This is a genomic window from Streptomyces sp. NPDC047315 (genome assembly GCF_040643215.1).
GTDB lineage: Bacteria > Actinomycetota > Actinomycetes > Streptomycetales > Streptomycetaceae > Streptomyces.
In genome coordinates, this window is the sequence record NZ_JBEYTZ010000020.1 from 113286 (window position 1) to 137153 (window position 23868).

At 72.8% G+C, this 23868-nt stretch carries 18 protein-coding genes; 3 read left to right on the plus strand and 15 right to left on the minus strand.

Translation table 11 applies throughout. The annotated features are described in order from the left end of the window. Positions 1-88: 88 nt before the first annotated feature. Positions 89-784 (minus strand): DUF998 domain-containing protein, encoded by a 696-nt coding sequence (locus ABZ842_RS23220; RefSeq protein ID WP_361539698.1) that lies wholly within the window; start codon positions 782-784, stop codon positions 89-91. A gap of 551 nt (positions 785-1335) precedes the next feature. On the opposite strand from ABZ842_RS23220, the gene ABZ842_RS23225 reads away from it, so the two are divergent. Together ABZ842_RS23225 and ABZ842_RS23230 are read left to right on the plus strand one after the other, a co-directional pair. Then, the gene (locus ABZ842_RS23225) at positions 1336-2880 is read left to right on the plus strand and encodes a helix-turn-helix domain-containing protein (RefSeq protein ID WP_361539701.1); all 1545 of its coding nucleotides are present in this window, start codon (positions 1336-1338) and stop codon (positions 2878-2880) included. Between the two features lie 142 nt (positions 2881-3022). Then, the gene (locus tag ABZ842_RS23230) at positions 3023-3760 is read left to right on the plus strand and encodes a class I SAM-dependent methyltransferase (RefSeq protein WP_361539704.1); all 738 of its coding nucleotides are present in this window, start codon (positions 3023-3025) and stop codon (positions 3758-3760) included. 64 nt (positions 3761-3824) lie between these two features. Here ABZ842_RS23230 and ABZ842_RS23235 read toward each other — a convergent pair whose 3' ends face one another. Continuing rightward, the gene (locus tag ABZ842_RS23235; protein WP_361539707.1) at positions 3825-4346 is read right to left on the minus strand and encodes a hypothetical protein; all 522 of its coding nucleotides are present in this window, start codon (positions 4344-4346) and stop codon (positions 3825-3827) included. Between the two features lie 203 nt (positions 4347-4549). On the opposite strand from ABZ842_RS23235, the gene ABZ842_RS23240 reads away from it, so the two are divergent. Continuing rightward, positions 4550-7513 carry a BTAD domain-containing putative transcriptional regulator gene (locus tag ABZ842_RS23240; protein WP_361539710.1) on the plus strand — a complete coding sequence of 988 codons (2964 nt, stop codon included), beginning with the start codon at positions 4550-4552 and terminating at the stop codon, positions 7511-7513. Positions 7514-7667: 154 nt separating this feature from the next. On the opposite strand, the gene ABZ842_RS23245 is transcribed toward ABZ842_RS23240, so the two are convergent. The 13 genes from ABZ842_RS23245 to ABZ842_RS23305 all read right to left on the minus strand — a co-directional run bounded on the left by ABZ842_RS23245 (position 7668) and on the right by ABZ842_RS23305 (position 23786). Further along, positions 7668-7847 carry a hypothetical protein gene (locus ABZ842_RS23245; protein ID WP_361539713.1) on the minus strand — a complete coding sequence of 60 codons (180 nt, stop codon included), beginning with the start codon at positions 7845-7847 and terminating at the stop codon, positions 7668-7670. An 18-nt stretch (positions 7848-7865) separates the two neighbouring features. Further along, the gene (locus ABZ842_RS23250) at positions 7866-8747 is read right to left on the minus strand and encodes a peptidoglycan-binding protein (RefSeq protein ID WP_361539716.1); all 882 of its coding nucleotides are present in this window, start codon (positions 8745-8747) and stop codon (positions 7866-7868) included. Positions 8748-8779: 32 nt separating this feature from the next. Continuing rightward, positions 8780-10363, minus strand: a complete 1584-nt coding sequence (locus ABZ842_RS23255) for a DUF6519 domain-containing protein (RefSeq protein WP_361539719.1) — start codon at positions 10361-10363, stop codon at positions 8780-8782. A gap of 123 nt (positions 10364-10486) precedes the next feature. Next, positions 10487-12673 (minus strand): hypothetical protein, encoded by a 2187-nt coding sequence (locus ABZ842_RS23260; RefSeq protein WP_361539722.1) that lies wholly within the window; start codon positions 12671-12673, stop codon positions 10487-10489. Beyond that, a complete protein-coding gene (locus ABZ842_RS23265) occupies positions 12670-16464 on the minus strand; it encodes a putative baseplate assembly protein (protein ID WP_361539725.1) in 3795 nt (1264 codons plus the stop codon). Before ABZ842_RS23265 ends, ABZ842_RS23260 begins: the two co-directional genes overlap by 4 nt. Then, positions 16461-19652, minus strand: a complete 3192-nt coding sequence (locus ABZ842_RS23270; protein WP_361539728.1) for a putative baseplate assembly protein — start codon at positions 19650-19652, stop codon at positions 16461-16463. Before ABZ842_RS23270 ends, ABZ842_RS23265 begins: the two co-directional genes overlap by 4 nt. Then, a complete protein-coding gene (locus ABZ842_RS23275) occupies positions 19649-20017 on the minus strand; it encodes a GPW/gp25 family protein (protein WP_361539731.1) in 369 nt (122 codons plus the stop codon). Before ABZ842_RS23275 ends, ABZ842_RS23270 begins: the two co-directional genes overlap by 4 nt. Beyond that, the gene (locus ABZ842_RS23280; protein ID WP_361539734.1) at positions 20014-20376 is read right to left on the minus strand and encodes a hypothetical protein; all 363 of its coding nucleotides are present in this window, start codon (positions 20374-20376) and stop codon (positions 20014-20016) included. Before ABZ842_RS23280 ends, ABZ842_RS23275 begins: the two co-directional genes overlap by 4 nt. A 68-nt stretch (positions 20377-20444) precedes the next feature. Further along, positions 20445-20969 carry a phage baseplate assembly protein V gene (locus tag ABZ842_RS23285; protein ID WP_361539737.1) on the minus strand — a complete coding sequence of 175 codons (525 nt, stop codon included), beginning with the start codon at positions 20967-20969 and terminating at the stop codon, positions 20445-20447. A gap of 57 nt (positions 20970-21026) precedes the next feature. After that, entirely contained in the window at positions 21027-22166 is a 1140-nt protein-coding gene (locus ABZ842_RS23290; RefSeq protein ID WP_361539740.1) for a hypothetical protein, read from the minus strand. Next, complete coding sequence (locus ABZ842_RS23295; protein ID WP_361539743.1) at positions 22159-22518, minus strand: hypothetical protein; 360 nt, start codon at positions 22516-22518, stop codon at positions 22159-22161. The genes ABZ842_RS23290 and ABZ842_RS23295 overlap by 8 nt, the downstream gene beginning before the upstream one ends. 6 nt (positions 22519-22524) lie before the next feature. After that, entirely contained in the window at positions 22525-23217 is a 693-nt protein-coding gene (locus ABZ842_RS23300; protein WP_361539746.1) for a hypothetical protein, read from the minus strand. Further along, positions 23214-23786, minus strand: coding sequence for a hypothetical protein (locus tag ABZ842_RS23305; protein WP_361539749.1), 573 nt, complete (start codon positions 23784-23786; stop codon positions 23214-23216). Before ABZ842_RS23305 ends, ABZ842_RS23300 begins: the two co-directional genes overlap by 4 nt. Positions 23787-23868 lie beyond the last annotated feature (82 nt).

Here is a 23868-nt window from a genome sequence, read left to right on the forward strand (position 1 = left end):
GCTTCGGCCCGCTCGGTGAACGCGCGCGGGCTTGCCCGAGGGCTGTGCCCGCCGGCCCGGGGCGTCCCGGGGCCGGCGGTGGTGTTCCTCAGACGGTGCGCCGGTAGTGCACGGACACGAACGCGAGGAGCGCGAACATGACGGTCGTGCCGGTGGCTATGGTCAACGCGCCGGCCGGGCCGCCGCCCATCGCCCACGCGTCGCCGGTCAGCTTCACGGTGGCGGCGACGCGGGAGACGACGGCCAGCCGCTGGTTCCCGAGCCGGGAGAAGTGCCGGCCGAGCAGATAGCCGGCAGCGATCAGTGAGGCGAAGGTGACCGAGCCGGCGATCATGTGCCCGTACGCGTGCCAGCTCATCGACTCCGGGACGCCCTTCGGTGTGCCCACGGGGAAACCGTCCGCGGGGTCCATCGTCAGCAGTCCGGCTGTGACCATGCCGATGCCGATCACCCGGACCAGCCACGGCACCGCGACGCCGCCGGCCGTTCCCCTCATGACCCGGCGCAGCCCGGTCGCGCCCCCGGTGGCCAGAATGCCGGCGATCACGAAGTTCGTGATCTGCAGCCAGCCGAGTGAGCCGGTGGCCAACTGGCTGAGCGGGTGCCGGGTCGGCTCGAAGCCTTCGCGGGTGAGTGCCTGGGCGACCGACACGGCCACCCACAGCGGACCCGCGACGGCGGCGCAGGCGAGCAGCGTACGGGTGCCGGTCGCGCCGCGCGGGGCGGCGGCACGGGTCCGGCCGGTGGCGGCTCCGGTACGCGGAAGACGGGTGGTGGTGGTCACGGCGGGCTCCTTCGAGGGACGGGCGAGCCTCGGACTTCTTCTGCGGGGCTCACCTCTACGTCGATCAACCGATGTGACAGGGAACGCGTGACTTCCCGTCCATCGCCCGCCATGCCGGTGCACTCTGGTGACGCGCCCGGCCGGGACTCGCCGAAGGGGACGGGGCAGAGGCTGCGGGCGGCGATGTCGCCGTGGGCGGTGGCGGCGCGGATGCCGAGCCCGGCCGTGCGTCGTTCTTCAGGGCGTTGCTGACGCGGCCGTTGCCGGTGCCGACCTCCGGAGCCGTGCGCGCACGTTCGAATCCTGCCGGAGCACCCCCTGGCCCGGATCCCCTTCGACACCGCCACGGCCAAGGTCGGCCGTCCGCTCAAGGTCGTCGACGCCGCCGGCAACGCAACCGGCGGTCCGCGGCCGGTAGCCCCTGCCTCGGTTCCTTCTTCGGCGGGAAAGCACCTGGATGTACGTCCTGCCAGCGGACGACGATGCTGATCGTGTGAGCTGCCCAGCGCGCTGTACCCGACCGTGGAGCGGGAACAGGAGGTCGCGCCCGCATGACGCCCCAGAGAGGCGGCTTGGCCGAGTTCCTCCGCTCGCGCCGGGAACGGCTCAGCCCCGAACAGGTGGGGCTGTCTTCGCTGGGCCGACGGCGAACTCCCGGTTTGCGCCGCGCGGAGTTCGCCACGCTCGCCGACCTGAGCGTCGAGCATCTGGAACGCCTTGAGCAGGGCCGGGGCACCAATCCGTCCAGCACGGTGCTCGCCGCGCTCGCAGGTGCCCTGCCTCTGACGGTGGAGGAGAAGCGGCACCTGGCCCGCCTCGCCGCGTCGCAGCACGCCGTGCCGCTCCTTGACGCGGCGTCCTGGTCGGCCACGGCCGACCAATGCGTCGGGTGGCTGCGGGCCGCGGAACAGGGCTGGGGCCGCGACGGCGCGTTCCGCGAACTGCTCGACGACATGCGCGCGGTTCCCGAGTTCGCGGCGCGCTGGGCGGCCCACCCGGTCGCGTCGCGACGGCCGGTCAGCAACCGAGTCCGCCACCCCGGGGCCGGCGAACTCGGCATCCGCGTGGAGGTCCGAAGTCCGACGGAGCGCCAGGGCAAGGTCCCGTGGACATCAGCGCCACGGCGCTCGCGGACGCCGCATCCGCGCGACCGAAGAGGAGACGGATGCGTGGGCACGCTCCCACGCACCACCAAACGATGGCCCCTGTACGCCGCCGCCGTGTGCCTGGCTCTCGGCGCCGTCGTGGTGCCGAACGGAGCGATGCAGGCCGCCACGGACGGTACCGGCACACCGGACCTGCCCCCGGGCGTCGAGTTGACGGACGGCCAACGAGGGCTTTCCGTAGTTGAGTTGAAGGCGACGGACACTCGGCGCAAGGACCTGCCCGGGGCCAAGGTCGAAGCCTGGGGCAAGGACCACGACGCCGTCGGGATGTCCTTCGACGACACGACGGGATACTCCGTCGCCCTCCCGCCCGGCGCGTCCGCCGCGGACCTCGCGAAGGCGTCCACCGCCTCGGTGGGCGTCCCCTTCACCGTACGGCGCAGCAGCATGAAGAAGGCCGACGTCGAAGCCGTCGCCGCGGACATCAGGTCCTTCGCGGGCAAGCAACCGACGCACCAGTTCGGCTTCTCCCACTTCTACGGACAGATCGACAACGCCCAGTACCCCATCTGGGACCTGGCGAAGATCACCGGTTCCCAGTACCTGAGCGCCGTGTACCGGTCCGAGTTCACCGCCACCCAGGTGTCCGGCGCCTCCGATCCCACGCTCGGCCACCCCGGCCAGACGGGCATCTGCGTCAGCGGAGGAGGTTACGCGACCGAGGAGAGGTGCGGCGCCTCGATACGCAACCTGAACGCGACGCTGTGCGTCCAAGGTCAGTGCACCAACGGCCTCGCCACGTTCTCGCGCGGCAGCCAGAGCCAGATGGCCGGGTACGGCGACTCGGGCGGCCCGGTGTACTTCGTGAACAACAGCAACGGCCGGCTCCACATGCAGGGCATCTACGTCGGCGGCAGTCCGTACCAGTACTACCTGGAGAAGCACTCCAACATCCGCTCCCTCTTCTCCGGCAGCGTCCACCTCGGTTGAGGACGGCCACGAACCCGCGGGCCCGATGAAGGACACGTGAGCGGGGCCGGCCAGCTCGAAAGGGCAGCGCGCACACCCCTGCGTACCTCGCGAACCGAAAACCGCACGCGCTCCCGCACCGCGCCGCTGTACGGTCGGCCCCATGGCCAACGAGATCTTCCGGGACCACCGACTCGCCGCGATCTACGACCCGCTCCACCCGGACCGGAGCGATCTCGACGCCTATCTCGCGATGGCGACCACGTTCGGGGCGCGCCGGGTGTTGGACATCGGCTGCGGTACGGGAGTGTTCGCCCTGCTGCTCGCGGACCGCGGGATCGAGGTGACGGGCGTCGACCCGGCGCGGGCGTCGCTGGACGTGGCCCGGGCGAAGCCGGGCGCTGACCGGGTGCGTTGGATCCACGGCGACGCGACCGCGGTCCCGACCTCGCCGCCACCGGAGTTCGACCTGGCGACGATGACGGCGAACGTCGCCCAGCAGATCACCTCCTCCACGGAGTGGACCGCCACGCTCCGGGCCGCCCGCGACGCCCTGCGTCCGGGCGGTCGGCTGGTCTTCGAGACCCGCGACCCGGCCCGCCGGGGTTGGGAGTCCTGGACGCGGGCGGAGTCGTACGAGGTCGTGGACGTCCCCGGTGCCGGTGAGATCGAGAACTGGTTCGACGTCCTGGCCGTCGAAGAACCCTTGGTGACGTTCCGTCACACCTGTGTCTTCCGCACCTCGGGAGCTGTTCTGACCTCGGATTCGACGCTCCGCTTCCGCACCCGCGACGAGGTCGCCACGGACCTCCTGGCGGCGGGCTTCCGCACCCCCGAGGTCCGCGACGCCCCGGACCGCCCGGGCCGCGAGTTCGTCTTCGTCGCGGAACTCCCGGCGTGACCGCGGACGCGCCAGCCGTCTCCCGCGGCCACCTACCGCCGGCGCCCTCAGGCGCCCTTCCGGCCTACCGGTCCTGAGCGACCAGGGTGAGCAGGGGCGGAAGCGTTCGCCGTGCGCCACCGCACTCGTCACACGTGCCACGGATGGCGAACCACCACGCCGTCGTCACGCACGTGGTGCCCACGGCCGCCGCGAGCAGCGGTCGTCGCCAGCGGCGGCGAGCGGCCGAGGAGCCGGGCGCCGACTCGGAACGCGTCGGCGGCGGCACCGGGGACGGCGGGGCGGGGGACGGAGCCGACTGAGCCCGGGCGGCGATCGCGCCCCGCGCCCGGGCCCACGACTCGACCGCCTCCTCGTCGCGGGTGCACGCACGGACGAAGGCCACCAGGACTTCCTCGCGCGGAAGGGTGTCCCGGGCGAGCGCGCCGGCGATCGTGCTCGACGGCAGGAAGTCGCCCGATTCCCTTGCACGGACCGCGATCTCCCGGTAGGTCAGACCCGCCTCGTGCTTCATGCGGTGCAACTGGCGGATCAGATCGGCGGGCGACGACGCGGCGTCCGGGTGCTCGGCGTGACCGATGGCCATGGGACCTCCTGAGACATGAGACGTGAGACGGGTGGAGCGCCTGCGCGAGGTGAGGTGCTGGAGCTGAGAGGGCGCCCCCGAACTCCGCGTCGGGCAGCGGTCAGAGCATGCCCGGCCCACCTTGCCGGGACCTTGGCGTAACGTTGAACCCGCTGGTGGACGGCGCCGTTCGCGGCGGACGTCGGTACGGGGAGTCAGGAGACATGATGGAGGTTCGGTTACACCTGCTCGGCGAGATCACGGCATATGCCGGAACCGAGCCCGTGAACCTCGGACCTCCGCTCCAGCGCTCCGTGTTCGCCGCCCTCGCGGTCGACGCGCCCCGGGTCGTACCGGTGGACGAACTCATCAGCCGCGCCTGGGGAGACCGCGCACCACAGCGGGTCAGGGCGACGCTGTACAGCTACCTCTCCCGACTGCGGAACTCCCTCGCCCCGGCCGGTCCCGACGCCCTGATCGACCGGCGCTCCGGCGGCTACGCACTGCTCGTCGCACCCGAATCGCTGGACGTGCACCGCTTCCGCGCCCTCACCGCCCGGGCACGCGCCGCCGCGGCGGTCGCCGATGCGGCGGCGCTGTACGAGCAGGCCCTGGGCCTGTGGCGGGGCACGCCCTTCAGCGGTTGCGACACCCCGTGGTTCGACGCCCAGCGCCACGGGTTGCTGCACGAGCGCACCTCCGCCGAACTGGACCGCAACGACTGCCTGCTGAGGTCGGGACGGCACGGGGAGATCGTCGCGCGGCTCGCCGTCTCCGTGGAGGAGCAGCTCCTGGACGAACGCCTGGCGGGCCAGTACCTGCTGGCGCTGTACCGCTGCGGACGTGCGGCCGACGCCCTCGACCACTACCGGCGCGTGGCACTGCGCCTCGCCGAGGAGTTGGGCACGGACCCGGGCCCCGAGCTGCGACGCCTGCATCATGGGATCCTCAAGGACGACCCGGACCTACGCTCGCCGGTGAACACCACCGGCACCGCACCCGACCACGGCACCGACCACGGCACCGACCACGGCACCGGCACCGGCACCGGCACCGGCACCGGCACCGGCACCGATGAGTGTGCTGAGCCTCCGCCCCGACCACGGCAAATCCCCAGGGACATCCCGCTGTTCGTTGGGCGCGCGGACGTGCTCGCGGCACTGGACGACCTCCTCGCCCCCACCTCGGGTACGGAGCCGCCGGCGCCCGTGGTCGTTCTCCACGGTGCGGCGGGCATGGGCAAGTCCGCCCTCGCCGTGCACGCGGCCACCCGGTGGTCGGACCGGTTCCCGGACGGACAGCTGTACGTCAACCTCCACGGAGCCACTCCGCGCATCACCCCGCTGGCCCCCGCCGACGTGCTCGGAAGCTTCCTGCGCGCCCTCGGGACGCCCTCCGGTGACATCCCCCAGGACGCCGAGGAACGCGCGGCCCTCTTCCGTAGCCGCACGGCCGGGCTCCGGTTGTTGACCGTGCTCGACGACGCGGCCGACGCGACCCAGGTGCGGACGCTGCTCCCCGGCGCAGGCACGTCCGCCGTCCTGGTCACCAGCAGGCGCCGGCTGACGACGCTGGACGGCGCCACCCACCTCCTCGTGGGACCGCTCGACGCGACGGCGTCGCGCACCATGCTGGAGCACCTGGTCGGGGACAGCAGATTGATCGTCGATCCGTCGGGCACGGGGCGGCTCGCCGAGCTGTGCGAGCACATGCCGCTGGGGCTGAAGATCGCGGCGTCCCGGCTACAGGCCCGTACGAGTTGGCCCGTCAGCCACCTCGTGCAGCGCCTGACGGACGAGCAGCGACGCCTGACCGAACTGTCCGTCGACGACCTCGCCGTACGCGGCAGCCTCCACGTCAGCCACGCCTCGCTGGTCGCCAGCGAGAGCCCGGCCGAGCGGACGGCCGGCCGTGCCCTGGTCCTGCTGGGGACGCTCGGCCTGCCCCGGGTCGAATTGCACGCGGCGGCGGCCCTGCTCGGCTCGACGACGGACGACACCGACGACGTCCTCGGCGAGCTGCTCGACCTCCACCTCGTGGAGGAACCCCATCCCGGCCGTTACGAGATGCACGACCTGGTACGCCTGTACGCGCAGGAACGGGCCCACACCGAACTCGACCGCGCCCACGGCGACCGGGCGCTCCACCGCGTCCTGACATACTTCCTGGGCGCCGCCCGACGGGCCTGCGCCCTGCTGTATCCGCAGCGTGTGCACTACGTCGGCCCCGACGTCCCGGCGCCCGACGCCGCGGTGCCCACCGTGGACGCCGTGCTGACCGGTCCCGGGCCCGCCCGCGCCTGGCTGGACCAGGAGTGGGCCAACATGGTCGCACTGGTGCGCCAGTGCCTGCCCGATAGGCCTGCCCTCGCCCGCCCGGCAGCCGCCCTCGCGCTCTCCCTGCACTGGTTCCTGAGCCATGCCGGCCACGGCGGAGCCCACCTGGATGTGGCGAGCAGGGCCGTCGACGCGGTAGGGCTGCTGGACGATCCAAGGGCCCGGGCGGATGCCCACGGCAGCTATGGGAACGCGCTCACCGTGGTCGGGCGATGGGACGACGCGATCCATCACCACACGCTGGAGCTGGAGCTGAGCGAACGCGTCAAGGACTCCTTCAGCCAGCAGCGGGCCCTCGGCAATCTGGGTGCCAACCACTACATGGCGGACCGTCCGGACGACGCCATCCACTACCTGGAACGACAACTGGCCCTGGCGCGCGCCACCGGCACCGTGGTGACGGAGAGGTACGCCCTGACGTTGCTCGGCCTCGTCTACCACCGGGTCGGCCGGATCGACGAGGGGCTCCGGATGGTGACACGGGCCGCCAACTGGTATGCCGCGGACGGTGACCACGCGCGCAGCGCGGAAGTCCTGGAGACGCTCGCGCAGATGCATCTCAGCCAAGGCGACCTGCCGAAGGCGCTCGTGGTCTTCGAGCGGGCCCTCACCCAGGCCCGCTCCGGAGCCAATCGCCGCACCGAGGCGTACAGCCTGATCGGCATCGCCCGCGTGCTGCGGCTCCAGGACCACCTCGCGCAGGCGTACTCCTACATCCAGCGGGCCATGGAGCTGACCGAGGGCGAACACCACGCGCGCTATCGCGAAGCGGTCCTCGCCGAACTCGCCGCCTTCCGCGAGCACTCGGTGGCCACCGGCCCGGGCCACGACGAGGATGAGCCCCCCGAATAGCACGGCGGTGTCGGATCCTGCCGCACCTGGCCCGTGCGGCTGTCGTCGTGGCGGCGCATCCGGGCAGCAGCCGCTTCGGTGGGACTCGTGCTGTTCCCTGTGGCGTGCGGCGGAGGCGGCGACTGCGGTGGTCGTGGCGGCGACGCCGTACGGATCACGAGGGGACGTCGTGGTCGCGGCCGAGCGGCTGACCCGTACCTGGATGGGCGAAGGACCGGAAGCCGCCGGCGCGCTCGGGTTCCGCGCTGTCGAGGTGATCCGGATCTTCCTGACGGATGCCGTCGAGCCACCGGAACAGCGGCACAGGTGTCCAACGCGCCGTGGTGGCCTGCACGTTCACACCAGCGCCGGCTCACACGTTGGGCACCTTGAGCTTGTCCCAGCTCGTCTTCCCCGGTATCCCGTCGGCGTCGCTCCCCAAGTAGCCGAGCTTGCGCTGCCAGGCGGCGTACGACGTGCGGTCCGCCTCCGTCCAGTTCGGGCCCGGGCCCACTTCGTACCGTCCGCAGCCCTCCGCCACGAGCCGCTTGCCCATCGCCGTGATCACGGCGCTGCGCCGGCCGGCCGCGAAGAAGGCGGCCCCGGGGAACGGCTCGTACGCCGTCGGCGGCTTCTGCGGCGGCTTTGACGGGCCGTCCGGCTTGCCGCCGAGCCGTTTGCCCACCCGCTGGCGCATGGAGTCCATCGTGAAGCCGCGCGGGTCGACCTTCCCGGGCTGCCACTCCTTGTGGCCGATCACCGAGCGCTGGGTCCAGCCGTGCGCCCGGCAGACGGCCGCCGCCGCCCTCTCGATCGCCTCCAACTGGGCGGCCGGCCAAGGGTCCTTTCCGTTGCCCAGGTTCACGCACTCGAAGCCGTAGAAGTAGCGGTTGCCATCGGTGTTGGCCTCGTTGTCGGCGGGCAGCGCCGATTCGTTGATCACCGCGCGCAGCACGTCGTCGTCGCCGGATCCGGCGTGGTTCGCCCGGCCGTTGCCGACCAGGTGGACCGAGCCGTCCTTGGCGATCACACCGTGGCACAGCGGTCCCGGCAGAGTCGTGTGGCCGTTGTAGCAGAGCTCCACGGAGCTCTGCGTGCCCGACGACACCGTGTGATGGATCATCACTCCGTGCACCGGTCCCCAGGAACCCTTGTGGTTGCGGTTGTGCGTGCGCCAGCTCCGGTGCTCGACGACGTGCAGCCCTTCGTTGCGCAGGGCCTGTAGCAGTTTCGCGGCGGACAGGGGCGTTGCCATCGTGGTGCTCCTTCGATCGTCTGGCGCTGCTTTCAGTTCTCGGTTCCTTCGGCGCTGCCGCCCTCGGCCGGGGGCTGGGCGGCTTCCTGCGCCGCGGCGAGTTCGGCGCCCACGGCCTCCTGCTCGGCCAATTCCTCCGCCGCCAACTCCGCCGCGTTCGCCGCGGGCATCGCGCCGGCCAGCGGCGCGAACGTCAACCGCAGATCGGCGGCGGACCCTTCGCCGAGCACCCACGCCAGTGGCGCGTAGTGGACCTGGACACCGCTCGGGGCCCGCAGCAGCGGCCTGCGGGCCGCGTCGGTCGGCCACTCGACGTCCCCGGTGGCGACCCGTGCGGGCACGGCCCAGAAGTCCCCGGAGCGATAGGTCCCGCCCGGCTCGAAGTACACGTGGACGCCGTCCTCCAGCGGCAGCCAGCCGCCCTCATCGACGCGCAGCGCGCCGTCACGCGGCTGGGGCGCGCCCCGCTTCCCGTGCGCCGAACCGCCCTGGTGCCGAGTGCCGGGCCGGTGATCCCAGCGGCGCAGGAACGGGTGCAGTTCGGGGCGCCGCCCGACGGCCGGGTCCGGCTCGGCGGACAGCCGTACGCGCCGCCCCGGCAGGTCGACCTCCTCCACCCGCAGCAGCGGCAGCGGCTCGCCCCGGCTCAGGTACGCGGTGTCGGCGAACTCGACCAGGTCGCCCACGTTCAGATCGAGCTTGTCGTCGCTGCCGAGCGAGGCCAGCTCCACCCAGGTGCCGTCGAGGCCGTCCACAGGGAAGGTGACCGAGCCGTTCTCCCTGGACCACTTGAACGTCGCGTCCTTCGCCGCGCCGCCCGAGTGGATCTCCACCCGGTACATCTGGTTCTCCGGCCCCCGGTACCGGGCGTCCGGCCGCACCAGGCACGGGTCCTCGTCCGCGTGGTCCGGGCGGCGGCTGCGCGCCGCCAGCCGCGCCGTGGGCGCCTGCGCGGCCACCCACCGGCTGAACGCCGCCCGGACCTGCTCCTGCGGCGTGCCGTCCGCGGAGTCCAACTCCAGCCGCTCGCCGGGGAGCGGCAGCACCTGCCAGACGACCTTGAGCCTGGCCGCGGTGTCCGGCAGCGCCGAACCGAGGGCGACCTCCCGCAGCAGCGGGTCCTCGGCCGCCGAGACCGAGCGCTCCCACACCTTCAGATAGGCCAGGTACGGGAAGTGGGTGGGCAGCCGGTCACCGGGGCGCTCCGGGTCGCGGAACGCGTCGGGCTGGTCCCAGTACGTCCAGGTGGCCGGCGGCTTCGGCGCCTGCGGGGCGTCCTCGTCACCGTCCTTGGCCGCCGCGTCGTCCTCGACGGGCACCCCGGGCGCCGGGCGCGTGGCGTCCACCAGGATGCCGTCGACGTAGTACCGGCCGCCCGCGATGGACAGGTCGTCCAGCTCACGGCCGCCGCCCACGAAGTCCAGCGCGAACCCGGTGGCGCCGCGCGGGCCGCCGTGCTGCCCGATCAGGTCGGCGGCGATGGTACGGGCCTGGTGCAGCTGGATCGCGGCCTGCTCGTTCGCGTCCGCGTCGACCTGCACGCGGCCCTGCTGGGCGATCACCGCCGAGTAGTGCCGCTCGGGTCGGAAGGTGGTGCGGGAGATGTCTGCGTGCATGGGAAAGGCGTCCCCTCGGAAGTTCGGCATTCGGTCGCGCGGGCTGAGGGCGGAGGGCGGAGGGCGGAGGGTTGAGGAGTGGAAGCTGGGGGCTGCGGTCGGTACGGCACGGGGAAAACGGGCTCAGTTCACGATCACGATCCCCGCGTCGGTGCCTGCCGGGGTGTACTCGGCGAGCCGCGCCCGCAGGCTGTCCAGGCGCTGCGGCTGGTGGAGGTCGTGGAAGGAGCCCAGCTCGGACCCGTCGTCGGCGCCCCGCGTGATCTCCTCGGCGCAGCCGGCCGCCAACTGCCCGTACGCCGCGGTGCCGTACCGCTCGCTGGTGAACAACGGCCGCACCCGAGCCGCCTCGTCGCCGCCCACCAGGTCCGGTTGGCAGCGGTGCCGGCGCGGCGTGCGCGAGCCGGGCGGCACGTAGCAGAACCGCAGACAGCCGACGCCCCGTCTGGCCACCCTGAGCACCCCGGTGAACAGGGAGTTCTCCGCGATCGCCACCGCATGGGTGTGGACCTCGCCGATGACGGTGGTCCGGTGCGCCAACAGCACGGCGTGGGCGTGCCGGCAGTCCGGCGCGGACAGCGCGGCCCGGTCGTGTCCGGTGGCGTCCAGGACGCTGTCGCGGAGGTGGATCGGCAGCGGATCGTGCGCCACCTCGTCACCGATCACCTCGATGGTGCCGAGGACGCAGCGATCGATCTCGACGCAGGCCGTCGTGCGCTCCAGGACCAGGCTCGGCTCCTCGGGCGACTGCGGCTCGCAGTGCGGCTGCAGCGACCAGCCGGGGACGAGCGTGCAGTGGCGCAGCACCACCGCGCCCACGGGGCCGGCGACGTGCAGCCCCCGCCCGGTGATCAGCAGGCCGTCCAGCACGATCCGGGGCGCCTCGTTCGCGCCGCCGCCGGCGCCGTCGCCCCTTTCGTGGTCGCGGGCCCGGATGTTGAGCGCGTCGGGCCGGTTGCTGTACCAGTCGAGCAGCCGGATCACCGGCCGGGTGCCCTCCGCGGCCCGCACCTCAAGCCGGTCCCCGGCGTCCAGCTCGAAGTCGAGCTGTTCCTGATAGGCGCCGCTGTGCGCGATCTCGATCAGCCCGTCCGGCCCGCAGCGCCCCGCGCGTCGATCTGCGCGCCACTGCTCGTACGCGTCCGTGATCCGCTGGTACGGCTCGTCGGGGCCGACCCGGTACAGCGCCGTGGACCGGGGAGTGTCGCGCTCGCGCGGGTACTCGCCGCCGCCCGTGTCGTCCGAGAACGCGTGGTGGTAGGTGACCCAGACGCCCTGGCGCGGCGCGCAGCGCGACCCGAAGGCGAGCCGACCCGACTCGGGGTCGACGGCGACCTGTCCGCGCCGTGGGCGATAGCGCCAGTCCGACAGGTCGGCGACCACCAGATCCGCCGGCGCCACCGGCTCCTCCAGGCCGTCCCGCCAGATCGTGAAGCTCCTGCCGGGGCCGTAGTAGTCCGCGAGCCGGTCCGCGAGCTGTCTGCGGCGGATGGCGGCGGGCACGTTGTCCAGGGCCGCCACATGGGTGGCGGACGGCTCCGGCACCGGCCGGGTCACCAGCTGGGTGTCATGGCCCAGGATCGAGAACGTGAAGAGGTTGCGGGCCCGGTCGACGCAGTACGCGGGCGACTCGCTCAGCCGGTACGGCTTGAGCCGCCACACGAACAGGCCCACCCCCGCCGGGGACTGACCGCCCTGCGTACGCGCCGAAGCGGCCCGCCGCACGTCCACCGACCGCGCGACGGTGCCGAACGGCCCGCCCGCCAGATCCAGCGCCCCGCCGTCCCGCAGGTCCACGAGCCGGCCGCGCTCCAGGCGCCGCGCGTGCCCGGCCGCGGTCCCCGATCCGTACAGCTTGACCGGTTGGTGGTGCGCGAGGAGCCGGGAGAACTCCACGGCCCTTGCCGGCCACCCCGCCACGTCCCGGGCCAGCTCCTCCAGCAGCGCCAGGGTGCCCTTGCGGCGCCGGTTGGCGATGGTGGCGGCGACGTCGCGTCGCGGCGCGAGGGCTTCGGCGAGCCGGTCCCGGGCCTCCTCGGCGCTCCCGCTGCCGCCCAGCCCCCGGGTGAGGGTCCGCTCGTACCCGGGCAGCGGGGTGTAGCCGACCAGATCGCCGAGATACGGCAGCACCCAGGGCGCCGCCGTCTCCACGAACCAGTCCTCATAGCTCTGTTCGACCCCGTCGCGGACCCGGTCGACCTGCTCCGCGATCACCGCGAGGAGCGCGCGCAGCGGCTCCCCGCCGTCGGCGTCGCGCAGCCGGTGCCACTGCGGCAGCAGCTCCGCGAGCCCGTCGGGTTCCCTGCTCATCGGGTGACCTCCGTCAGCATCAGCGATTCGGGTACGTGCGGTGACAGCAGGGCGAGCTCGGCCGGCCGGACGCCCCGGAACACGCACACCGCCCGGCCCTTCGCCAGCCGCCGGGTGTCGACGACGTCCGGGTTCAGCCGCAGCAGCTCGGCCAGGGGGACGCCGTAGCGGACGCTGATCCGGGTGAGCGTCTCGCCGTCCGGGTCGGCGACCACATGCACGTCCTCGTCGTACGTGGCGAGCCGGGCGGGGACCGTCGGGCGCGGGCCGTCCAGTTCGTCCGCGAGCGCCCGCAGCCCCTCGGGGGTCACGGACGCGGGCACCCCGGTGAACACGTCGACGTCGACGTGGTCCACCCCCGGCACCCGGTGGGCCGTCGCGAGCACGTCCGAGAGCCGGGCGGGCTGGCCCAACTCGCGGCTGCCGCTGCCGAACGCGTCGAGCAGCGCCCGGCGCAGCCGCGGCTCGACCACGCTCCAGGCGTGGTCACGCGCCACCGCGACCCGCGCGGCGAGCAGCAGCAGCACCAGCGCGCGCACGTCCACCCGCACCGGCAGCCGCGCGTCGCCGTACCGGGCGAGCGAGGACCGCAGGGCCCGCAGCACCTCGGAGTCCTCGGTGATCGCGCCGTCGTCGACCCCGGCGACCGTCACGTGCAGCACCGGGCGCCGCCCGTCGAAGACCTCGCGGGCCGCGGCCCGGCCGATGCCCGCCCGGGAGCGGGCGAAGTCCTCGTAGTCCCGCACGGACACCAGCCGGTCCAGGGCGGAGGCGGCGAGCGGGATCGTGCGCCGCGTCAACGCGGGGCCGTCGGCGTCCGCACCGCCCGAAGCGGGCTGCGGATTGGTGACGGCGGTGACGCCGAGCGGACGGGTGACGGCCTGGGTGATCCGATCCGCCGCCACGTTGGCGGCGCCGCCGGTGCCGAAGCGGTACCGGGCCCGCACGTTCTCGTGCCCGGACGGCAGCCGGGCGCCGAACACCCCGTCGCCGAAGGTGACCGTCGTCCGCCCGTCTGCGGCCGTGCCGATGACGTACACCCGCTCGCCCGGCCCGCGGCCGGCCAGACTGTCCACCGCGTGCCACAGCAGGCCGTCGACCCGTACCTCCAAGGTGGGCGCGGCGCCCAGCGGACCGTCGGCGGGCAGCCACGTCAGCGGCGACTGCCACAGGGCGAACGTCTGGTTGGTCCGCTCGGTGTCGCCGCTGCCGATCGGCTCGTCGCGGCTCTCGCCGTGCGACGCGGCCACCACGTTCCCCTGGACGCGCACGGTGTCCCGACGGTACCGGTGGGCCAGGTCCGTGGTGAGCGTGAGCCGGGTGTGGACGTGGTCCCCGGGCAACTGGGGGTCGAGGACCTGCTCCACGGCGGCGATCACCACCAGTTCGGTGCCGCGCACACCGCTCGTGCGGGGGATGTCGGTGCGCTCGCCCGACACGATCAGGCGGCGGCCCGGCCGCAGGCCGTCGTAGAGCTCGGCCAGTTCGATCTCGTTGCCGTGGACGTCCTCGCCCAGCGGTTCGCCGGCCAGCCGCAGCGCCTCGCCGCCCGCGTGCACGGTGGTGTCGCGGATGGTGGAGAGCAGGACGTCGTGTTCGTCGAGCCACGGGTCGGCGAGCGTCAGTTCGGTGCCGCGGCCGGTGATGCCGTAGTCGGTGTACACGGCGGTGCGCACCGCGGTCACCCGGGTGGTCAGGAACGCGAGCTTCTTGTCACCCGGGATGCCGTCCGCCCCCTCGGCGCCCTTGCGGGGGCGTTCGACCGCGACCCAGCTGCCGACCGTGATGCCGTCCTCGACGGAGTCCAGCGGCAGCACGTGCCGGTTGGCCTGCTCGGGGACGGTCGCGATGCCGATCTCCACGTTCGCCGGTTCGCTGCCGACGGCGTAGCGCACCGTCAGCTCCAGCCCGCCGTGGGTGACCTGCTGGTGTTCGCCGGGCGCGAGCCACCACTCCCGGGCCTCGCCGTTGTGCACCGCGACGTGGACCCGGCCGTCCTCGCCCGGCCGGGACACGAACAGCGTCCGCTCCGGCAGCTCGGGCAGCAACCGGGCCGTCACCCCGGGCTCCTGGGAGTCGGCGGGGCGCCGGGACAGCCAGCTCAGATCGCGGTCCTGAGCGGTTCGGGTCACCAGCGACACCCGGCCGGGCGCCAGCTCGAACGTGGTCTCCACGGGCAACTGCTCCGACCGCTGCACCGACGCCCCCGCCTGCGTGTGCAGGAACTCGGCGCGCACCGGCACCCGGCCCGCCGCGTCGAACACGACCCGCATCGTGGTCAGCGACGCACCGCCCAGGGGCCAGTCGGCCTGCCGGATGACGCGCCCCCGCTCGTCCTGTACGGGTTTGAGCGGCGCCGTCGCCCCGAACGGCGCCGCGGTCACCCGCATCGCCTGGAGCTCGCGCAGCAGCGCTGGCGCGGTGGGGGCCGCACCGCGCCACGCCGCGTACATGCCGTCCGCGATCCGCGGATCGAGTGCGGACAGCAACTGCGCGCCGAGGTCGGAGCCGGGTGCGAGGAGCCGCGCCGGGTCGTGGGCGAGCGCACCCGACGGGTGCTTGACGACGCGGGTGCGCAGCGCGGGCAGTACGGCGCCGAGCGCCCGCAGGGCCGCCGAGTCCGCCGCACCGGCGTGAGCCGGGTCCGGGGGTACGGGCCGCGAGGGCTCCAACTCGTCGGCGCTCTCGATCACCTCGCCGACCACCGCCTCCAACTGCTCGAACCAGGCCGCGACCGCCTCGTACGCGGCTGCGACGGCCTGCGCCTCCGCCAGCCGCTCGTGCGGGTCGGCGAGCCGTCGGGCGAGCGCCGCCGGTGAGGAGACGTCGTCCAGATCGGCGCGCAGCGGCGCCAGCACCTGCCGGTCGAACTCGTCGATGTGCAGGCTGACGGGGCGCGGGTTGGGGTTCTCCGGGGTGGGGTCGGCCTCCTCCGCCTCCCGCCCGTCCTTGGTGATCCACCGGCGCAGCTCCGCCACCAGCTCCGCCAGCGACGGCGGCGCGGACCGGGCCAGGCCGACCGCCGTGACCCCGTCCTCCTGGTCGATCCGCACCCGGGCGATCGGCAGCAGCAGCCGCTGCCCGCCCGTGTTCCCGTCCGCGCCGAAGACGAACAGCAGCCGGTCGCCCACGCGCAGCGACGGGCCCGTCCCCAGGACCTGGATCTCGGAGCGCTTGCGCAGGTCATCCGGGGTGAGCAGGGTGGGCCGGCGCCGACGCACCGGCAGGGTGTTCCACGTCCACCGCGCCGTCAGGTCCTCATCGGTCTCGAAGGTGCTCGACTCCTCGTCGACCGACGCGGGCACGCTGTTGCTGCGCGCGCCGCGGGGGATCAGCACCGGCAGGTCCCCGGCGTGCGGATCGCGATCCAAGGTGTACGCGAGGTGGGTGTCGGCCGCGATGCCGGGCCGTGGCCGGTGCCCGACCAGCCGCCCCAGCAGGGTCAGCGACCGGTGTTCACGGGCCGTTCGCAGGTACCCCTCCTCGGCGATCCGCTCGGAGTGGAAGGTGAGCAGGTCGCCGACGACCGCCCAGGAGTCCAACAGCCCGATCGCCGGGTCGTCCGGCGCGCGGGCGGTCAGGGCGCGCAGCGCGGGATAGGCGGGCGAGGCGAGCCGGTCGACCATCGCCGCGAGGAACGAGCCGTAGTCGCCGACCCGGTAGTCGAGGGACGTGCGCCCCGGCGGGTTGTACGGCGCCGCGGGGGGATGCCGCTCGTCGTGCCCACCGCAGCCGCACGCGCAACCGCCGGAGTCGGGGTGCGGGGAGCCGTGACCGCTGGTGGTGTTCATCGCGTGCCTCCGCGCAGTTCGATCGAGAGCCGGCCGTTCTCGGGCCGGTCGGGGTCGTTGTCGCAGCGCGCGATCTCCAGCGGGCCGAGCCGCAGCAGCCCGGTCTGCCGTGCCGAGTCGTCCACGTCCGCGTCGCGCGACGGCGACGCGGAGAACAGCCGGCCCAACCGGGTCACGGTGACGCTCTCCACGCCCGGTACGCCCGCCGCCACCGCCACCAGCCGGCTCAGCCGCACCGGTTCGCCGAAGGTCAGCGCGTCGGGGTGGAAGAACCCGAGCCGGCCGCCGGACAGCCGTCCGCTGCCCAGCAGCCCGTACAGCTCGGCCAGGATCTGCCCGTGCTGGTGGCCGGGTGCGGCGCACACCGCGATCGCGATGTCCAGCGGTACGCTCCGGGCCGGGCCCACGATCAGGTCGTGGCCGATCCTGCGACAGCCCTCCAGGGCGTACGCCACCGAGTCGAGCAGTTCCGGCGGGGGATCGCCGACGCCGAGCGCGTCCACGGCGACGTGCGCCTCCTGGACGCTGCCCGTCCAGCGGATCTCGGCCGCCGCCCGCTGCACCCCCGGCAGCCCGGCGGCCAGCGCCGCGTAGTCCTCGGCCGTCACCGCACGCAGCTGGGTCCGCTTCAGGTCGAGCGGCGCCAACTGCCGTACCTGCTCGATGGGTTCGGGCTCGACGCCGCCGACGGCCGGCAGCGGATTGCGCACGCCCGCCACCGGCATCGGCTCCCCGACGTCGGACGCGTCGTCGTCCCGGTGCAGCACCAGATGGTTGATGGCCTCCGCGCCCACGTTGCCCGCCGGCCCGCCCCCGAGCCGGTAGTGCACCTCCAGCCGGGCGCCCGGCCGCGGTCGGCCGCCGTGCCGCCCGTCACCGAAACGCAGGGCGAGCCGCCCGTCGTCCGCCAACTCGCCGACGACGTGCCGATCGCGCGGGCCGCTGGAGAGCAGGTCCCGGCGGGGTGCCCAGGACGTGTCGCCGTCCGTGATCCGCACCGCGGGCAACGCGGCCCTCGGGTCCTGCACCAGGTCCGCGGCGGGCCCCCGGAGCACGGCGTCGTCAGGGTGCAGCCCGACCGCGTACCCGGGCCCCCAACTGTGCGCGACCTCCCAGGCCACGGAGGCGTCCAGCACCGCCCCGCCGCGCGCCCGGGCACCCAGCACCCCGAGCCGGCGCAGCTTGGCGGCCAGCAGCCGCCGGCTGTCGTGCAGCAACGCACGCAGCGCGCGCACCGGGTGGCGCCGCAACTCCAGCCGCTCCAGGACCCGCAGCCCGAACAGCACGGTCAGCTCGTCGATCTCCTGATCCGTCAGCCCGTCGTGGTCGCGGGCGCTGCGCCACAACGCCACCAGCCGCTCCCGCACCCGGCCCTCGATGGCCGCCAGCCGGGCGGCCTGACCGGCCGAGACGTGCCGCGGCTGCGGAAAGGGGACGGACTGGACGACGGGGGAGCGGTCCAGCACCGGACGGAACCGGGCCGGGACGGCGGGATAGCCGACCTGGGCCAGCAGGGTCGCCAAGGCGTCCGCCTGCGCGTACGCGGTACCGGGGACGACCTGCTCCGCGCGCCGCCCGGCCGACTCCAGACCGATGCCGGCCCGCGCCGTAGCCTCCGCACCGACGACGGTGTCCAACTCGCGCACCTGGTCGGCGGTGAGCGCCCGGCCGCACCGGGTCTGCTCGATACGGCTGTGGATCAACTCGGCCGTCGCGTTGCCCGTACTCCCGCCCGAGCAGCCGAACCCCGTCGGCTCGCAGGAACCGACGACGGCCGGAGCCGGCGGGACGACGACCGCTTGCGCCGCGCCGCCGTGCCACGTCAGGGACCGGCCGTGGTCGACGAGCACCACGTTCCCCCGCGCCACGCTCACGTCCTCGACCAGTGCGCAGCCCGGGCCGCCGAGCGTGGACAGACACACGGGAAAGACGAGTGCGTCCTCCCGAGCCCAGGTGACGTCCAGGACGGGCTGGTCGAGCAGCCGGTCCACGCCGGGCGTGACGGAGGCGAGACGGACCACCTGCCGATGCGCCGGGTCGGCGTCGCCGGGCGTACCGGACCGCGGCCCCCGCACCTCCTCGATCAGCAGCAGGTCCCCCGGCGCGAGCTCCAACTCCCGCACCTCGCACGCCTCGTCGGCCCACCCGTCCCGCAGCGTGGCGGCGGTGGCCCCCCGGGGCAGTGCGCACGCCTCGTCGCCCCACGTCCAAAAGCGGATGGCGTTGTGCGCGGGCGTGAGCGCCAACGGATCGTCGACGGCGATCGGTTCGAAGACCTCCACCGAGCCGCGTTCATCCAGGACGGCCAGGTCGCGTTCGTCGATGACCGTACCGACCTCGGGCCGGTCGCGCGGCCCGAGGGTACGGACGTCGACAGCGGCGAAGCGGAACCCACCGGGCGGCAGCGTCAGCCGGCGCGCGACCTCCACCGTGACGAAGGCGCGGGCGTTCACCCCGTCGTGCATGGAATAGTCGATGAGCCGCACGTGCCGACGCACCGAGACCCGGCGCCGCGCCGTGTCGAGGTACGCCTCGGTGGCGACCGCGTCCTGTTGGTAGCTGATCAGGTCGGCGGTGTGCGCCAGCAACTCGACGAGCGTCGTCCCGAGGTCGGCCGCACTGCGCTCGACCCACCCCGGCGTCGTCAACGCCAACCGGTCAAGGATCAGCTGGCGGATCGTGTCGTAGTCCCGCGCCAGATAGTTGACGAGCGGCGCGGGCGGGTACGCGGGCGGGCACTCGGGGCGCCGGTCCGCACAGTCGAAGGACGGGACCGAGGGGGCACAGGCCGCCCGGAAGTCGAAGTCTGCCCAGAAGTACCGCTGGTCGAAACCGGGGAACGGTTCGGTGCCCGGCCGTCCGTAAGGGTCCGTCGCGACGACGGACAGCCGGTAGCGGGAGGTGTCGCCGGTGCGGTCGAGCGTGACGAGCAGCCGGTCGTCCAGCTCCGGGTCCTCCTCCCGCTCGACCGACACCTCCACGGCCTCGACACCGGTGATCCGCCGACCGCCGTCGATCCGGACGTTTTCCGGACACAGCCCGCGCGGCGCCTTGCCGAGGAAGGTGACGGTGAGGGTGAGCCCGTCGTCCCCGACCTCGACCGCGTCCACACCACCGAGCCGCGCGGCCCGGACCTTGGTACGCCTCGCGTCCGTACGGCACACCTGCTGGTACCTCGGCTCGCTCATGCCGGGCCGCTCCCCTCGAACACCTCGTCGCGCCGGCTCGCGGTGGAGCGCACCACATAGCGCAGCTGCACCCGCACCACGTTCTCCTCGCTCACCACGTCCAACGCCTCCACCTCGATCAGTTCGCCGAGCCAGCGCTGGAGCGACGCCTGCACGGACAGCTCCAGGGCCGACGCCAGTTCGGGGCTGTTCGGCGTGAAGACCAGATCGAGCAGGCCGCAGCCGAAGTCGGGCCGCATCACGCGCTCACCGGGGCTGGTGAAGAGCAACTGCTCGACCAGATCCCGTACGTGGTCGTCGTAGTCGGCGTGCGCGGTGCGCCCCCGGCGGTCGATGCGGAACGGAAAGGCGATGTCGCTCCTCATCGGCCGCGCACCCCCCGCGGCGCGGGCGCAACCACCGGCGGGCCCTGCGGCAGCAGCGCGGCGCTGAAGCACAGCGCGGACGCGGTGTCGAGCAGCACGGGCGCGCCGTCGAGCAGCACCCCGCCGCGCTCCGGCGTCCAGCGGACCGTGACGCACGGCTGCGGCACGCCGTCGACGAAGTGCGGGCAGCCGCTGACGGTGAACACGTCGTCGGCGGTGGGCACCGGCAGGCCGTCGATCCGCACCGCGGACGACGGGGCGGCGACGGGCTGGACGCGACCGCCGTGCGGGCACCTGATCGTGGACCCGCTGTTGAGCACATTCCCGGAGTTCCCGGAGTTCCCAGAGTTCCCGGACAACAGACCTCTCCCCGTTCCGTGTTGCGCGTTCCGTTCGGTTTCCGTTCTCCGCATCGCCATCGCCATCGCTAGCGCTTCCTCGGCACGACCAGCCGGCCCTCGTTGATGCTGACCTCGTCGCCGATCAGCACGATCGACGCCCCCTTGCCGTTACCGATGGTCACGCCCCTCTCGTCGATCTGGACGTACGCCCCGCCCCTGGCCTCCAGCAGGATTCCGTCGCCGCCGGGCACGTCCGACAGCACCAGCTTGTGATCGCCTGGCGTCTGGATCACCACCGGCTGCGAGCCGGGCAACTCCGCGCTCGCCCGCGGCGGCAACTCGGCGACGTCCCCGTACCAACACCCCGTCCAGACCGGGAAGCTGGCGTCCCCCTGCTCGAACTCCACCCACACCCCGGCGCCGATCTCCGGGACGGCGTACTGACCCGACCGCCGCCCGGTGAACGGCAGGCACGGCAGCGCCCAGGTGGACGCCTCGTCACCCAGCACGTCCGGCACCTGGGCCGTGATCCTGCCGATCCGCAGCGGATCCCTGTTGTCGATCACGCGGCCCCGGAACTTGCCGAGGAAGCGGTTGTTCGGTGCCGGCATACGGAGGTCTCCTGGTCCTTGTCCTGACGAACGCCCCACGGGGGCCTCGCGGGGTTCCTAGGGGCGCACGGTCGAGCTGCGGGCGATCAGGCCCTCGCGGGAGAGCGTGAAGTTCTGCTGGTACGAGCCGGGCCGCAGGGTGTGGGTGACGCTCTTGACGTAGTAGTCGCCGTCGTAGGTCACCCCGGACCCCCGCACTCCGACCAACTCCCGGGGCCGCAGCACGTACCCGTGCCGGTTGACGTCCAGCGACCCCGAACCGGAGATCGCGTCCGCCGACGTCGCGGCCCTCGCGAGCGCTTCGGCGCTGGCCTGCCCGAGGTCCTTCTTCGCGGTCCCGGAGAGCGTCCTGCGCTTGAGCGCCGGCGTGGCCCGCCGCCCCAGCGGTGGCCGCAACGGGCCGATGTCGGGCTGGGCGAGCAGCCGGGAGTCACGGGACGCGGGGTCCTGCACGCGCGCCTGCGGCTCCTCGCGGGCCGTCCCGTCGTACGCGAACGTCAACTGGTCCACCGTCGAGTTGCTGTCCATGTTCACGTTCAGCGCGTGCTGACGCTGCCCGAGCCGCTGCTCGGGCCCCCAGTACGCACTGGACCGACCCGGCACCGGACCGGGGTCGAGATAGAACGTGTACCCGTTGGCCTTCGCCAACTCGTTCACGTACTGCAGATCCGTCCCCGTCTGGTAGTCGACGCGGTACCGCTCGCGCGCCGGCTGCTGGATCTGCTCACGGATCACCCGGCCGTCGATGCCGTAGTCGGCGTACTTCGCCAAGATCCGCTCCACGCGCTGCGACGGCGCCAGATTGGGATACCGGTCCGTCCGCTCCTCCAGGTCCATCAACAGCGTCAGGTCCTCACCGGTGACCGTGAGCGTCGTCTGCCCCGGCTGATTGCTCGCCCCCACCTCCTGCCGCACGATCAACCCGTCGAACAGCACGGTCGTCGTCCCCTTCACCGCCACCGCGGCGATCACCCGCGTCCGCGGATCGAAGAACCCCTCCGGCAGCAACCGCCGCGCGATGACCCCCTTCTTCGTCAGATCGAACGCGAGCTGGAAGCCGCTGCGCTCCCCGGCCGTCGTCGTGATCTGCGCGGACAACAACGCCTCGGACACCTCGACGGGCACCGGCCGGGTCAGCTTCGGCCCCATGCGCAGGGTGAGGTGTACGGGCCCGGCCCCGATCGGCTCGTCAGCCACGGCCCTGCTCCCCGGCCCCACCGGGCAGCGGAACCCCGATCACCCGCCCCGGCCCGGCGGTCAGTTCACGGGGATCGAGTACGGGGTTGGCATCGGCCAGCTGCCACCACTGACCCGGGTCGCCGAAGTACCGCTGCGCCAACTGGTCCGGCCGCTCCCCGGCACCGACGACGTGCGACGCATCCGACCGGCCGTCTTCCAGCGGCGGCAGCAACCGCCGCTTCGCGTACCGCACCTCGGTCCCGTCCGGCTGCCGGTGCACCCCGATCTCGACGTCGTGGTACCGACTGGACCGCGGATACGGATGCGCCCCGGGCACCCCGTCCAACGCACTCTCATACGGCTCGATCACTGCGCTCTACCTCCCCGTCTCGATGCCGCCACCCAAGCCGCCGCTCAGCCCCAGCACTCCGAGGTGTCCGGTGGCGACCCGGGCGGCGAGCCGTTCCTTCTGCGCGAGGTGCGCGAGGTACAACTCGGCGCCCCGGTGTCCCGCGGGCAGATCGCTGACCGTCAGCACCTTGAGTCCGATGCTGAGCGAGGCCCGGATGGGATTCAGATTCACGTCGAACGCCGACTCGTTGACCGACAACTCCGTCAGCCGCACGGGCATCACCCGCTTGCTCCCCCAGGTGAACAAGGTCAACGGCGTCTCGATCGGGCTGATCTCGATGGTCCCGTTCTTCGCCAGCCGCGAGGCGGCGCGCAGCTGCGCGGTGGTGGGCTGCACCAGCATCTCCAACACGGCGAGCTGCGGATGAATCCCGTCGGGCGCCGCGACCTCCAACTGATCGGTCGCGTCGATCTCCGCGGTGAACTTCCACGTCTCCTGCGCCGGCCCCTTCAGCCGCAACGCCTCATTCCGATCCCCGCTCCCGCTCCCCCCACCCCCGGAATCCCCACTGCCACCGGCGGCCTGCGGCGCAACGGAGCGTTCGAGCGTGTCCGGATTGAACTGGAGCACGATGATGCGCTGCGGGGTGCCGCGCTCGGGGTCGACGATGACGATGCCGGAGCGAATGGGCTTGGGGATGTCGGCGTAGCGGGTCACAAGCGCTCCTGGAGGCGGGTCTGGAGGTCGGAGTAGTCGTGGTCGGGGAAGAGCCGGGGGAAGACCTCCAGCATTTCCTTGAGCCCTCTCGCGAGAGGGGCCAGCCCCGAACCGGATAGCTCGGGCGGGCAGTACAAGAACTGCCAGCCGATCACACCTTTGGTGGCGAGTAGGGCTTCCAGATATCCGGGGTAATCCAACTCCATCGGCATGGCGCCATGCCGCATGTCGAAGAACCAGATCTCGGGATCGGAAACACCCGGGGTTGCACGCATCAGCGCCATATACCCGGAACCGGTCTGCGGAGTGTCGTCGAAGACCCGAAGTTCGCTGTAGAGCGCGCGCTGCCGGCCGTCCTCGCCTTTCCAGACTTTGTCCATGCGCTTGTTGACGAGCGCGCTCATGATATGGCTCAACTTGAACTCGCCGACCAGTTCGGAATCAGGTTGCCGTAAGCGCCACGCCGCCTCGATCGAGCCATACCTGAAGAAGTAGTCCTGGATAATTCTGCTGAGCGGTAGGCTGTCATACTCGGTGAGGCTCTCGAAGACGGTATCAGCGTCATCCATGGCGTAGGGAGGCTCTCCGAGGTGAGCTCGGTGCACATCGAACTCTGCCGTCTCGCTGATCTCCTGGAGGGCCCTTGCGCAG